The following is a 13,162-nucleotide window of genomic DNA, read 5'->3' as shown; positions in this document are numbered from 1 at the left end:
CGCGGCATGCCGCGAGCGGGCGAATGCGGGCGAGTTCGCCTTCGTCGGCGAGGGTGAGACCTTCGAGGCGATGCCCCTCGGCGAGGCCTTCGAGAACGAGCTGTCCGAGGGCGAGGCGTTCGAGGAGGAGACGTTCGAGGGCGAACTCTTCGAAGGCGAGGCTTGGCAGGGCGAGACGTCCCGCACCGCCCCGTCTCCTTCCGGCGCGTCGAAGCCCTGCGCCATGATCCCCGTCGATTGTCCGCCGCCCGGGCGGCCCGCCCTGGTACTCGACGGCTTCCGCTTCGACGCCAGCGCGCTGGACCGCGCCCGGCACGGGCCGCCGATCAAAGGGCTCGCCGCGCGCATCCTCGCCTCGCAGCGCTCGGGGCGGCCGATCCGGTCGGTGACCATCGCCGGCCATACGGACGCGGCCGGGGACGACAATTACAATTTCGCCCTGGCGCGCCGCCGCGCGCAGGCGGTCGCTCAAGCCCTCTGCGCCGCGCTCGAAGCGGGACGGCGCGGCGCGACGCGCGGCTTCACCGCGCGCCTGACCTCCTGCGGCGAGCGCCAGACCAAGTCCACTCCCGAACTGAGCCGGCGCGTCGAGATCTTCCTGCCGGCACCCGGCGCGGTACCGGGCCGGCGCAACCCGCCCGACACGGCGAGCTGCGGCGTACCCCGCGGCGGCGTCCGGAGTGAGCTGGCGGGAGAGGACGAGTGGTCCGGCGAGGTACGTGCTCCGCCGCGCCGGCCGGGCACCGCCCAGGCCGTAGCCCCGGCCCTCTGCTTCTTCCAGAACACGGACCTGACCTCACACCGCAACCATTTCCACCATCAGGCCGCACGCTGGGCCGGCCGCATCCGGGCGCAGGCCGCGCCCGCGGCGCCGAACTGCGTCAAGCGGGTCGGCGGCACGGCCTACGACACCGGCGCCGACATTATCGGCACGATCCAGGCGGCACGGGCCTGCCAGCGCAAGCGCGTCGCGGCGATCCACATCTTCAGCCATAGCGGGTCGTACGGTGTGTTCGGCTCCCGCTCGGGCGCAGCCGTGGGCCTCTACCGCGACGGCGTCGACGCCGCTGCGCGGGCGCAGGGCGCCCGGATCGTGACCGACATCCCGACGGACGCGCTCGCCGAGAACGTCGTCGTGGTCCTGCACGGCTGCAACGCCGCGGCGGGCTCGGACAGCGTCGCGGCGGCGCTCTTCCGGCATCTGGCGGCGCATCTGCGCACCCCCCGGGTCTTCGGCCATCCCAACAGCGGCTGCGCCGGGCGGGACAACAGCTGGCGCGAGTTCTCGCGCGCGGCCCCCGGCGGGCGTGCCGTGCGCTCCATCGCACCCGTCTACGAAGGCAGCGGCGGCTGCAGCTGAGGGAACCCCGTGGGCGGCGTCCGCGCCGCCCGCCCGTCTCCGGGAAGTGGACGCATGATCATCGATTGCCATTGCCACGCCGGCACGGGTGATGGTCTGACCGGGCCCTGGGACACCGCGGCCCCGATCACCCGCCATTTGCAGCGCGCGACGGAGGCCGGCATCGACCGCACCGTCGTCTTCGCCGCCTTCCATTCCGATTACGGCCGGGCCAATGCCGAGGTGGCGCGCATCGTCGCGAGCCGGCCCGACCGGCTCCTCGGCTTCGCCTTCGTGCATGCGGCGCGCGACAGCGGTCGCATCCTCGAGCTCGTGCGCGTCGCCGTGGAGCGCTACGGCTTCGTGGGCATCAAGGCCCACCGTTACGACGCGCGCCTGTCGCGAGAGATCTGCGAGGTGGCCCGCCGCTTCCGCATCCCGGTCCTCTATGACCCCATCGGTGAGATCGCCATCGCCGAACTCGTGGCGCACGCCTATCCGGACGTCGACTTCATCCTGCCCCACCTCGGCAGCTTCTCGGACGATTGGCGCGCCCAGCACGGGCTCATCGACCACTTGGTGCGTCATCCCAACATCTATGCCGACACCTCGGGCGTGCGCCGCTTCGACATCCTGGAGGAGGCGGTGGCGCGGGCAGGCGCGCGCAAGATCCTGTTCGGGTCGGACGGACCCTGGCTGCATCCTGGCCTGGAACTCGCAAAGGTCCGGGCGCTCAAGCTCACCCCCGCCGACGAGGCCGCCGTGCTCGGTGGCAACCTGATGCGGCTCCTCGCCAAGCGGACGCGCCGCCGCGCCGCGCCGCCGGTGCGCCACGTCTCAGCCCCGCCCCCTGTCCGGCGCGATCCCTGGCTCCTCGCGGGCGCCGAAGGCTGAGCCGCGGCCCTGCGCCCCGGCGCGCCACGCCGCACGGCGCATCTGCAGGGCGCGGTCGGTGACGCGCAGCATGCGCGCCGCGGCCTGCAGGTTCCCGTTCTCCCGTCGCATGGCGATGCGCATGGCGGTGTCGGCCGCGACCTGGCTGATCTCCTTGAGCCCGATCCCGAGCGACACGGCTTGCCCGATGGCGCCCTCGAACCCCGCCTCGCGCCAGATGGCGGAGAGCCCCGCCTCGCTCGCGCGCTCATCCTGCGGCAGGGACCCCACCGTGATCGGTCCCGGGCCGACATGGCGGCTGCTGATGCGCGCCATCAGCTGCCGCAGGTCGCGCACGTTGCCGGGATAGGCGCGGGTGAGGAGATGCTCGGTCACGGCCGGATCGAAGCCGATCCCGGCGAGCGCGGGCAGGAACTGGGCCAGGAAATGCCTGGCGAGTGGCAAGATATCGTCCCGGCGCTCGCGCAGGGGTGGCACCCGGAACACCCAACCGGCGATGCGGAAGTAGAGGTCCTGGCGGAACTGGCCCGCCTCGATGCGCGCCGACAGGTCGCGGTGGGTCGCCGAGACCAGGCGGAAGCGGCTGTGTCGCCAGGTGTCGCTGCCGACGCGCTTGTAGGTGCCCTCCTGCACCACGCGCAGGAGCTGGGCCTGGAGGACGGCAGGCAGGTCGCCCACCTCGTCGAGGAACAGCGTACCCTCCTGCGCCGTCGCGAAGGCACCCTCCCGGCTCGCATGCGCGCCCGTGAAGGCGCCGCGCTCGTGGCCGAACAGCTCGCTACCGGCGAGCTCCGGCACGATGGTGGTGCAGTCGACGACGGCGAGGGCGCCGCGCTCGGCGCTCTCGTTGAGTTCGTGAACGAGGCGCCCCACCAGCTCCTTGCCGGTTCCACTCTCGCCGACGAGCAGCACGGGCGCCTGGGTGAAACGCGCGACCTCGACCACGCCTCGCAGCAACCTGCGCCAAGCGGGGCTTGCGCCGATCGCGGCCCGGCGCACGGCGGGGGAGACCATCAGGGCATCGACGCTGGCCCAGCGCTCCAACCGGGCCCGCACGCGGACCGCGAGTTCCGCCGCAGGCCCTGCGAGCACGTCCGCCGCGCCAGCCGCCAATAGGCGCCAATGGGCATCGCTGTCGAGCGGGCAGCCGCCGCAGGACAGGGCAATGACCCGCCGCTCGCTGGCCTCAGTCATCCGACGCACGGCGTCGAGGAGGGTATCGTCGATGGCAGTGAAGCCCACGAGGGCATCGGCATCGCGCTCGCCGGTATCGCGTGCGGCCCCCACGCCTTGGGCTACGAGTGCGTCGAGCAGCGCGACCTGCTCCGATCCTTGGACGGGGCCGATGAACGTGATCGAAGGACAGCATTCCATGATGTGCCCCCAAGGTGATGATGCGATGTGATCGGTGCTCCGACGTGGAAAAGGGCCTTGGCGCGTCCAGTTCATTCTGCAGGACGTGCCGCGCGTCAGTCGCACGGAGCCAACCCCGGCTTTCTCAGTGCGAGTCGGATGACCGAAACATTTTCATCCGGCCAAGGTTCGATCTAGACGCCAACTTGCCAAGAATACGTTGAACGCCCGAGCCTGTCATCAACCGAATGACGGACATGTAAGCTGGCGTGAAATCTTGATGCTAATCCGCTTCACGAGTCCTGGATCGACAAGCGCCCAGTGCAGGCGCTTGTCACGTTGTTGGATGTGAATGTGCGAAAACCCGCGCTGCACGATTTCAGGCCGCCACACCGGCCGCACGGCGCCACGTCGCGAACGCCTCACCTCGGAACAGCCGGTGCGTGCGAGCCGAAACGGGGTGACGGGGAACGGTGAAGGTGTGGCAGGTGGCCGGGTGCATCGGCAAGAACCGCTGCGTCGAGCAGGGTGACCTGAAGCTTCGGCGATCGTCGTCGCACTGGCACGTGCGAGCTGCTCCGCCGGCGCCTACTCCCGCGAACCGCAGGTGTCGATCAGGCGGCACCGGACGCGCCCCTGACCCGGGCTCTCCCTGCGCAATGGCGCTCCTGACCCTCACCGTGACCGTCGCCCAGACTGCCACACGCGGGCGCGCCCGGTCGTTGACCCAGTACGCCTCCTGCCGAACCACGCTCCCCAGAAACTCGCGGGCATGCGCGGCTCGCGCCTTGGACCCAGAGGTCTTCCTCAGGCCCGGTGCTCACGGCCGGAGACGCTCCGTCCGATTTATCGGGCGCGTCCTGATCTGCCTCGTCCGGAATCGCCGAACCGTATGACCTCAAAGTACACGATCCGAAATCTTCCCAGCGAGGCTGCGGCAGAGGGCAGATCGCTGCGGGGCAAAGCTGCAAATTCGCGCCCACCACGCCTTTACAGAGGCTCTTACATGCCCGAATATGAATGAAAGAGCATTTCATAGAATGAAATAAACATGAAGGAAACGCCTGCACGTGCTCGTCGCTTCGGCGACGGGCGGGCCTGGCCGGGTTGCCGGCTCCCGAAGTCGGGACGAGGCCGCCGCCGTACTGGCTCCGGCCTGCGCCGACCGGCAGCCTCCCGATGACGAGGGTCGAGAACACGAGGCGCGGCCCCTACGCGTGCGAGGAGATGAGGCGGCTCGTCGCGCCTGAGAGCGTCGCCGTCGTCGGGGTATCAGAGCGGGCGAACGCCTTCGGCAGCCGCACGGTCGCCAACCTGAAGGCCTTCGACGGCCGCCTCTACCAGATCAACGCCAAGCACGCCGAGCTGGCCGGCCGGCCCTGCTACCCGACCATCGCGGCCCTGCCCGAGACCCCGGACTGCGTCGTCATCGCGACGCCGCGCGAGGCGGTCGAACCGGTCGTGCGCGAATGCGCAGCAAAGGGCGTCTGCGCCGTCCTGGTGCTGGCGGCCGGATTCGCGGAGACGGGCAAACCCGAGCACGTCGCGCTCCAGCAGCGCCTCGTGGAGATCGTGCGGGGCGCGAACATGCGCCTGGTCGGGCCGAACACGATCGGCCTCGTCAACTACGCGACTGGCGCCGGCCTCACCTTCTCGGCCATGCCCGAGCGACGGCCGCTCCAGCCGCACGCGATCGGGATCGTGAGCCAGTCGGGCTCCCTCGGCTTCTCCTTGGGCCAGGGTATCGAGCGCGGCGTCTCGGTCAGCCATATCCTCACCGCCGGAAATTCCTGCGACGTCGACGTCGCCGATTACGTCGCCTACCTGGCGCAGGATCCGCATTGCCGGGCGATCGCCTGCCTGTTCGAGGGCATGGCCGATCCGGGCCGGATGCTCCGGGCCGCCGCGCTCGCCTGGGAGGCCGACAAGCCGCTCGTCCTCTACAAGATCGCGACCGGCCAGGAGGGCGCCCGGGCGGCCCTGTCGCATACGGGCTCGCTCGCTGGGTCCGATGCGGCCTACGCGGCGGGTTTCGCGCGCGCCGGCGTGATCCAGGTCGACAAGCTCGAGGCGCTGGTCGAGGCGGCGGCATTCTTCGCCAAGGCGGGCGCACCGCGGGCACGGGGCGTCGCCGTGATCGCGACGTCCGGCGGCGCCACCATCATCGCTGCCGACAAGGCGGAGGCCCACGGCGTGCCGCTGCCCCAGCCCGGCCCTGCGGCCGCCACCGTGCTCGCCGCGGAGGTGCCGGAATACGGCTCCACCCGCAACCCATGCGACGTGACCGCTCAGGTCATCGGCTCGGCGGACAGCCTCGCGGCCTGCGCCGGGGCGCTGCTGGCGGATCCGCTCTACGGCATCATGGTGACCTCGCACGCCTACGCGTACGACTCGGCGACGGTCCGGCTGCCGGTGTTCAGCCGGGCTGCGGCGGCTCAGGGCAAGCTCGTCTGCAACGTCTGGGCGCCGGAATGGCTCGGCGGCCCCGGCGCCCGCGAGACCGAGAGCGACCCGCATCTCGCGCTGTTCCACTCGATGGACCGCTGCTTCTCGGCGATCGCCGCCTGGCACCGTCGCGACGCCCTGCGGCGGGCCGGCCGGACCGGCGAGGACCGGATCTCCGATCCGGCCGCGAAGGAGCGGATGGAGGCCCTGCTCGCGCAGGCGGGCGGCTCCTCGTTGACCGAACGGGAAGCCAAGCGCGTCATGGCGCTCTACGGCATCCCGGTCGTGGAGGACCGCCTGGTCGGGTCCGCCACGGCGGCGCGGGAAGTCGCGGAGGCGGTCGGCTTTCCGGTCGTGCTCAAGGGCGAGAGCCCGGACATCCTGCACAAGACGGAGGCCGGGCTGGTCAAGCTCAACCTGGCGAGTGCGGCCGAGGTCGAGCAGGCCTATACGGATATCCTGACGACCGTCGACGGTATGGTGCCGCGGCCGGATTTCCGGGGCGTCGTCGTCCAGCCGATGATCCCGCGGGGCGTCGAGGTCATGGTCGGCGCCCGGCACGACCCGCAATTCGGCCCGCTGGTCGTCGTCGGCCTCGGCGGCGTCCTCGTGGAGGTCCTGCGCGACACGGCGCTCTCCCTGGCGCCCGTCGGACGCGCGGAGGCCGACGCGATGCTGCGCGGCCTCAAGGGGGCGGCCCTGCTCGACGGCTTTCGCGGCGCGCCGGCGGTCGACGTCGCGCGGCTCGCCGAGATCGTGTGTCGCTTCTCCGAGTTCGCGGCCGATGCGAGCGTTGCGGTCGCCGAGACGGAGATCAACCCGCTCATCTGCGCGGGCGGCCGGATCGTCGCCGCCGACGCCCTCATCGTGAAGGGCGGACGCCACTGATGCGCTGCTGGGTCGTCGAGGCGATCACCGACGAGGGACGGATGGTCCTGGCCGAGCGCCCGGATCCGGTCCCGGGGCCAAGCGAGCTGCTGGTGCGCGTCGAGGCCGCCGGGGTCAACTTCGCCGACACGCTGATGGTGCGCGGCCGCTACCAGAGGAAGCCCGACCTGCCCTTCGTGCCCGGGATCGAGGTGTCGGGCGAGGTCGTGGCCGCCGGGCCCGGCTGCGCCCGTGCGCCGGGCGAGCGGGTCTGCGCCAGCGTCCCGACCGGGGACTTCGCGGAGCTGGCGCTGGTGCCGGATGCGGCCGCGACCGTGATTCCGGCCGGCGTGCCGTCGGACACGGGCCTGGTCCTGCTCGGGGTGAACTACCCGACGGCCTGGTACGCCCTGCACCGCCGGGCCGGGATCCGGCCGGGCGAGACGGTCCTGGTCCATGCCGCGGCCGGCGGCGTCGGCAGCGCGGCCGTGCAGATCGCTCTAGCGGCGGGCTGCCGGGTGATCGCCACTGCCGGCTCGCCGGAGAAGCTGGAGGTGTGCCTGAGACTCGGCGCCGAGGTCGCGATCTCCTACGAGGATGCGGGCTGGGTCGAGGCCGTCCGGGACGCGACCGGCGGCGCCGGCGCCGACGTGATCTACGATCCGGTCGGCGGCCGGGTCGGCCTCGACAGCCTGCGTGTCCTTGCCTGGCACGGCCGGCTCCTGATCGTGGGCTTTGCCGGCGGCGCCCCGCCCGAGCTGCCCGCGAACCGCCTCCTCCTCAAGGAGGGCATGGCCCTCGGCGTCTTCTGGGGCGAGGTGAAAAGGCGCGATCCCGACCTTCTCCGCGAGGTCCAGGACGCCCTCCTGGCGCTCCAGGCGCAAGGCCGCCTCGATCCGCTGATCGGCGGCCGCCTGCCCCTCGAAGAGGCGCCGGCCGCGCTGGCGCAACTCGCCGGCCGGCGGAGCGTGGGCAAGCTCCTGCTGACGCCGCGCCGCCGCGAGCACGAGACCCCGTGACACTCATTTCCTGATCTTTGCGAGGACACGCGATGGACTTCCACCACGCGCCGAAGGTGACCGCCCTGCAGGAGCGGCTGCAGGCCTTCATGGATGAGCACGTCTATCCCAACGAGGCGACCTACAAGGCCGAGCAGGCCGCGCTCACGGATCGCTGGCAGCCCGTGCCGGTCGTCGAGCGGCTGAAGCCCCTGGCGCGCGAGGCCGGCCTCTGGAACCTCTTTCTGCCCGCGAGCGGCGCGGGTGCCGGGCTCACCAACCTCGAATACGCGCCGCTGGCCGAGATGATGGGCCGGGTGCAGTGGTCCTCCGAGGTGTTCAACTGCTCCGCGCCCGACACCGGCAACATGGAGACCCTGGAGCGCTACGGGACGGAAGGCCAGAAGGCGCGCTGGCTCAAGCCGCTGCTCGCCGGCGAGATCCGCTCCTGCTTCGCCATGACCGAGCCCGACGTCGCCTCGTCGGACGCCACCAACATCGCCTGCACGATCACCCGCGACGGCGGCGAGTACGTCATCAACGGGCGCAAGTGGTGGTCGTCCGGCTCGGGCGACCCGCGCTGCAAGCTCCTGATCGTGATGGGCAAGACCGACCCGCACGGCGAGGACAAGTATCGCCAGCAATCGATGATCCTGGTCCCGACCGACACAGCTGGCGTCACGATCGAGCGGATGCTGCCGGTCTTCGGCTTCGACGACGCGCCGCACGGGCACGGCGAGATCGTGTTCGAGAACGCGCGCGTGCCGGTCGACAACATCCTGCTCGGCGAGGGTCGCGGCTTCGAGATCGCGCAGGGGCGGCTCGGGCCCGGCCGCATCCACCACTGCATGCGCGCCGTCGGGCTGGCGGAGCGGGCGCTCGAGATGATGTGCCGCCGCCTGAGCGCGCGGACCGCCTTCGGCAAGCCGCTGGCGCAGCAGGGCGTGATGATCGAGCGGATCGCGCAGAGCCGGATCGAGATCGACCAGGTGCGCCTTCTCGTCCTGCACGCCGCCTGGAAGATGGACCAGGTCGGCAACAAGGCCGCGCGGGCCGAGATCGCCGGCATCAAGGTGGCAGCCGCCAACATGGCCTGCGCGGTGGTCGACCGGGCGATCCAGGCCTTCGGCGGCGCCGGCGTCACGACGGATTTCGGCTTAAGCTACATGTACAAGTACGCCCGCGCCCTGCGCATCGTCGACGGGCCGGACGAGGTCCACCGCCACCAGATCGGGCGCCTCGAACTGGCCAAGTATCCCGCAACGCACCGTCCGGCGCGCGCCGATGGCTGAGGCGCCCGCGATCGGCGGACCGGCCCTGGTTCCGGTGCTGCCGAACCACCGCTTCGACGAGGCGGCGCTCCGGCGCTACCTCGCCCCGCTCCTTCCGGGAGCGGCGGACGGGCTCGTGGTGCGCCAGTTCCAGGGCGGGCAGTCCAACCCGACCTTCCACCTCGCCACGCCCGGCGGGACCTACGTGCTGCGCAAGAAGCCGGGCGGCAGGCTCCTGCCCTCCGCCCACGCGGTCGACCGCGAGTACCGGGTGCTCGGGGCGCTGAGCCCAACCGACGTGCCCGTCCCCCGCGTCCGGCTCTACTGCGACGACCCGGGCGTCATCGGCACCCCGTTCTACGTGATGGACTACCTCGTCGGGCGCATCTACGCGGAGCGCGACATGCCGGGGGTCGAGGCCGGCCACCGCCGGGCGGCCTTCCTCGACGCGGCGCGGGTGCTCGGGCGCCTGCACCGCCTCGATCCCGCCGCCATCGGCCTCGGCGACTACGGCCGCCCCGCCAATTATGTCGGGCGCCAGATCGCGCGCTGGACGAAGCAGTATCGCGCCGCCGACCTCGCGCCGGAGCCGGCGATGGACCGGCTGATCGCCTGGCTCGAGGCGCATGCCGACGTCCCCGACGAGACCGCCATTGCCCATGGCGACTACCGCCTCGGCAACCTGATGCTCCATCCGGAGGAGCCGCGGGTGATCGCCGTCCTCGACTGGGAGCTCTCGACGCTGGGCCATCCGCTCGCCGACCTCGCCTACTGCCTGCTGCCGTGGCGCACCACGCCCGCCGAGCAGGGGCTCGTCGGGCTCGACGTGCCGGGGCTGCCGGACGAGGCGGAGTTCGTCGCCGCCTACAGCGCGGCGGCCGGCCGCCCGGTGCCGGCTGACCTCGACGTCTTCGTCGTGTTCTCGCTGTTTCGCTGGGCGGCGATCGTCGCCGGCGTCTACCGGCGCGCCCTCGACGGCAACGCCTCGGACGCCAGAGCCGTCGACGTCGCCGGCGAGAAGTTCCGCCGGCTCGCCCGCCGCGGGGAGGAGATCGCCTATGGCCGCTGACACGACGACGAGCGCCGAAGTCCTGTCCGACCTCGACGACGGGATCCTGACGATCACGCTCAACCGGCCGAACAAGCTGAACGCCTTCACGGCCACCATGCGCGAGGGCATGATCGCCTGCCTCGACCGGGCCGACCGCGACGATGCCGTGCGGGCCGTGATCGTGACCGGCAGCGGCCGCGGCTTCTGCGCCGGCGCCGACATGTCGGCCGGCGCCTCCCGTTTCGACGTCGCCGGCCGGGCCGCTTCCTCCGCCGACAGCGAGGCGATGCGTGATTCCGGCGGACGCCTGGCGCTTCGCCTCTTCGACTGCGTGAAGCCCGTCATCGCGGCGGTGAACGGGGCGGCGGTCGGGGTCGGCGCCACCATGCTGCTGCCGATGGACATCCGGCTCGCCGCGGCGACTGCCCGCTTCGCCTTCCCGTTCACCCGGCGCGGGCTCGTGCCGGAGGCGTGCTCGTCCTGGTTCCTGCCCCGCGCGGTCGGCATGCAGCGGGCGATGGAGTGGGTCGCGACCGGCCGGCTGATCCCGGCCGAGGAGGCGCTGGCAAGCGGCCTCGTGCGCAGCCTGCACGCGCCCGACGACCTCCTCCCGGCGGCCCGCGCGATCGCGCGCGAAATTGCGGACGCCACCGCGCCGGTCTCGGTCGCGCTCGCCCGGCAGATGATGTGGCGGATGCTCGGGGCCGACCACCCGATGGAGGCGCACCGGATCGAGAGCCGTCTCCTCGCCGAGCGCGGCCGCAGCCCCGACGTCAAGGAGGGGGTGAGCTCCTTCTTCGAGAAGCGGGCACCGGCCTTCTCGGGAAAAGTCTCCGCCGACATGCCGGCTTCCTATCCGTGGTGGCGAGAGCGTCCTTACTGCGAGGACTGAAAGACTGCTTGGTCAGAGAAGATGGGAGGAACGAGATGACGGACATCACCGTGATGGCGACGGGACTGCGGTTCCCCGAGGGGCCGGTGGTCCTCGAGGACGGGACGATCGCCCTCGTCGAGATCGCCCGCGGGACGGTCTCGCGGGTCGCCCTCGACGGCACGGTCTCGGTCATCGCCGAGCCGGGCGGCGGGCCGAACGGCCTCGCGCTCGGGCCGGACGGGATGCTCTACGTCTGCAACAACGGCGGCTTCGCCTGGCACGAGGAGTCGGGGATGATCCGGCCGATCGGCACGCCGGACGACTATTCCGGCGGCCGGATCGAGCGGATCGACCCGCGCACCGGCGCCTGCACGGTGCTCTACGACCGGTGCGGCGACACGAGGCTCAAGGGCCCCAACGACATCGTCTTCGACCGCGCGGGCGGCTTCTACTTCACCGACCTCGGCAAGGCGCGCCACCGCGACCGCGACCAGGGCAGCGTCTACTACGCCAAGGCCGACGGCTCCTTCATCACCGAGGTGGTGCACCCGATCCTCACCCCGAACGGCATCGGGCTCTCGCCGAACGAGACGGTGCTCTACGTCGCCGAGACCGAGGGCGGGCGGCTCTGGGGGTTCGACCTCGCCGAGCCGGGCAAGATCCGGCGCCGCCCGTTCCCGTCGCCGCATGGCGGCCGCTTCCTGTTCAACCAGGCGGGCTACGAGCGCTACGACAGCCTCGCGGTCGAGGCCTCCGGCAACATCTGCGTCGCGACCCTGATGACCGGGGCAATCACCGTGATCTCGCCGGAGGGGGAGCTGGTGGAGAGCATTCCGATGCCGGACGTCTACACCACCAATATCTGCTTTGGCGGGCCCGACCTGCGGACTGCCTACGTGACGCTGTCGGGGATCGGACAGCTGGTGCTGGTGCCGTGGAAGCGGCCGGGGCTGCGGTTGAACTTCGCGCCCTGATCGTCCGAGCGTCGTCTAACGATGCAGGTAGCGATCCGTCTTGAAAAGACGGCAAGGTCAAAGGCCTCAGGCACCCGTCCGATCGCAACGTCGTGGCACATGACCGACTTGTTCGGCCGTGTGCCACGGACTGACCACCTTTCGCGAGCCTCCGCCCTTTCCCGGACGACTTGAACGGCACCGTGTTGCTACGGGATCCCGCCGCTGCCCTGGCGGCCGCGCATCGCCGAGAGCGCGTCCGCGATTTCCGCCGCTGCCGCCCGTAGCGGCGCCACGAAGCGGGCGACCACGTCGGCCTCGTCGAGGGAATTGCGCAGGTACATCAGGTTGAGGCTCCCGACCGCCACCCCGCCGATCAGGACCGGGACGCCGATCGCCGAGGCGACGCCGTTGTAGGACGTGCGCGAGTAGTCCTTGTTCATGCTGGCGTATCCGTTGTCCCGCACCGTCGCGAGCAGCCGCTCGAGGGTCTCGGGATCGTGGACGACGGCGTTCCACGGGTCGTCCGACCCGGCGAGCGCCGCGAGCGCCTGGGCGCGGGTCCTCGGGTCGCAGAAGGCCAGGAACGCCATCCCGAGGGAGGTGCCGAGCAGCGGCGCCCGGTAGCCAGGCCGGCGGTTGAAGTGCAGTACGCCCTCGCTGCGGCTGGTGCGCGCCACCACCATCGCGTCGCCGTCGAAGACCGAGACGTCGGAGGGCCATTGCAGCGCCGTGTGCAGCCGCGCCAGGATCGGGGCGGCGGCGAGCGCCATCTCCTCGTGCTTCTGGTAGCCGCTGCTCAACTCCAGCGTGCGCCCGGTGGTGACGTAGACCGGCTTCGACGGGTGGCGCGCCACCAGCCCGGCATGGATCAGCGTCTCGAGCATCCGCACGATCGTCGGCCGGTTGAGGCCGGTCTCGCGGAAGAGGTCACCGACGCTCGCCTCCTTGAGGCGGTTGAGCGCGAACAGGACCTCCAGCACCCGCAGGGCCGCCGTGACGGGCTCGAAGGACGGCATCCAAAAACTCTCTCGATCGATGCATCGGGAATCGAAGTCGGCGTTGCATCCGCCGCTAATCGGTCTACACTGTTTTGAACACGTATTTCAAGCAATGA

Annotated in this window: 10 protein-coding genes and 1 pseudogene; 8 read left to right on the top strand and 3 right to left on the bottom strand. The window is 71.2% G+C overall.

The genetic code is table 11. The features are described from left to right. Positions 1-1,360 (top strand): OmpA family protein (locus VQ02_RS34840; RefSeq protein ID WP_209437043.1); only part of this gene is annotated, 1,360 nt, incomplete at its 5' end. A gap of 54 nt (positions 1,361-1,414) precedes the next feature. Next, on the top strand, positions 1,415-2,233 hold the full coding sequence (locus VQ02_RS20620; RefSeq protein ID WP_063838503.1) for an amidohydrolase family protein: 819 nt from the start codon (positions 1,415-1,417) through the stop codon (positions 2,231-2,233). Here VQ02_RS20620 and VQ02_RS20615 read toward each other — a convergent pair. Together VQ02_RS20615 and VQ02_RS35865 are read right to left on the bottom strand one after the other, a co-directional pair. Then, positions 2,177-3,520 carry a sigma 54-interacting transcriptional regulator gene (locus tag VQ02_RS20615; protein WP_209437042.1) on the bottom strand — a complete coding sequence of 448 codons (1,344 nt, stop codon included), beginning with the start codon at positions 3,518-3,520 and terminating at the stop codon, positions 2,177-2,179. The genes VQ02_RS20620 and VQ02_RS20615 overlap by 57 nt on opposite strands. A gap of 445 nt (positions 3,521-3,965) precedes the next feature. Further along, positions 3,966-4,170: pseudogene (locus VQ02_RS35865) on the bottom strand (IS6 family transposase); the annotation flags it as partial. 595 nt (positions 4,171-4,765) lie between these two features. Here VQ02_RS35865 and VQ02_RS20610 point away from each other — a divergent pair. Genes VQ02_RS20610 through VQ02_RS20585 form a run of 6 tightly spaced genes read left to right on the top strand, consistent with a single transcriptional unit; the run spans position 4,766 to position 12,066 of the window. Next, complete coding sequence (locus VQ02_RS20610) at positions 4,766-6,919, top strand: acetate--CoA ligase family protein (protein ID WP_048446083.1); 2,154 nt, start codon at positions 4,766-4,768, stop codon at positions 6,917-6,919. Continuing rightward, on the top strand, positions 6,919-7,917 hold the full coding sequence (locus tag VQ02_RS20605) for an NADPH:quinone oxidoreductase family protein (RefSeq protein WP_048446082.1): 999 nt from the start codon (positions 6,919-6,921) through the stop codon (positions 7,915-7,917). The genes VQ02_RS20610 and VQ02_RS20605 overlap by 1 nt, the downstream gene beginning before the upstream one ends. A gap of 32 nt (positions 7,918-7,949) precedes the next feature. After that, a complete protein-coding gene (locus VQ02_RS20600; RefSeq protein ID WP_048446081.1) occupies positions 7,950-9,188 on the top strand; it encodes an acyl-CoA dehydrogenase family protein in 1,239 nt (412 codons plus the stop codon). Then, positions 9,181-10,236 carry a phosphotransferase gene (locus VQ02_RS20595; protein ID WP_048446080.1) on the top strand — a complete coding sequence of 352 codons (1,056 nt, stop codon included), beginning with the start codon at positions 9,181-9,183 and terminating at the stop codon, positions 10,234-10,236. The genes VQ02_RS20600 and VQ02_RS20595 overlap by 8 nt, the downstream gene beginning before the upstream one ends. Continuing rightward, on the top strand, positions 10,226-11,110 hold the full coding sequence (locus VQ02_RS20590) for a crotonase/enoyl-CoA hydratase family protein (RefSeq protein ID WP_048446079.1): 885 nt from the start codon (positions 10,226-10,228) through the stop codon (positions 11,108-11,110). The genes VQ02_RS20595 and VQ02_RS20590 overlap by 11 nt, the downstream gene beginning before the upstream one ends. Before the next feature lie 35 nt (positions 11,111-11,145). Further along, the gene (locus VQ02_RS20585; protein WP_048446078.1) at positions 11,146-12,066 is read left to right on the top strand and encodes an SMP-30/gluconolactonase/LRE family protein; all 921 of its coding nucleotides are present in this window, start codon (positions 11,146-11,148) and stop codon (positions 12,064-12,066) included. 188 nt (positions 12,067-12,254) lie between these two features. On the opposite strand, the gene VQ02_RS20580 is transcribed toward VQ02_RS20585, so the two are convergent. After that, positions 12,255-13,064: an IclR family transcriptional regulator domain-containing protein gene (locus VQ02_RS20580; protein WP_048446077.1), complete on the bottom strand. Its 810-nt coding sequence runs from the start codon at positions 13,062-13,064 to the stop codon at positions 12,255-12,257. Positions 13,065-13,162: the final 98 nt, after the last annotated feature.

Source organism: Methylobacterium variabile, from assembly GCF_001043975.1.
Lineage (GTDB): Bacteria > Pseudomonadota > Alphaproteobacteria > Rhizobiales > Beijerinckiaceae > Methylobacterium > Methylobacterium variabile.
The sequence above is the reverse complement of the archived record's forward strand: the minus strand, read 5'-3'. Positions and strand labels throughout refer to the sequence as shown.